1 rRNA gene is annotated in these 334 nt (G+C 51.8%); it reads left to right on the plus strand.

The window, feature by feature from the left end:
• Positions 1-334, plus strand: a 23S ribosomal RNA gene (locus tag GH741_RS21440); the annotation flags it as partial.

The following is a 334-nucleotide window of genomic DNA, read 5'->3' on the forward strand; positions in this document are numbered from 1 at the left end:
CTACAAGTAGTCGGAGTCCTATGATTTTTCTTCGGAAAAATAACGGATGACGGCGTACCTTTTGTAGAATGGACCGGCGAGTTACGATCTCCTGCAAGGTTAAGCAGCATATGCGGAGCCGCAGCGAAAGCGAGTCTGAATAGGGCGAATATAGTAGGGGGTCGTAGACCCGAAACCGTGTGATCTACCCATGTCCAGGGTGAAGGTCAGGTAACACTGACTGGAGGCCCGAACCCACGCACGTTGAAAAGTGCGGGGATGAGGTGTGGGTAGGGGTGAAATGCCAATCGAACACGGAGATAGCTGGTTCTCTCCGAAATAGCTTTAGGGCTAG

The organism is Aquibacillus halophilus, from assembly GCF_009649745.1.
Taxonomy (GTDB): Bacteria; Bacillota; Bacilli; order Bacillales; family Amphibacillaceae; genus Aquibacillus; species Aquibacillus halophilus.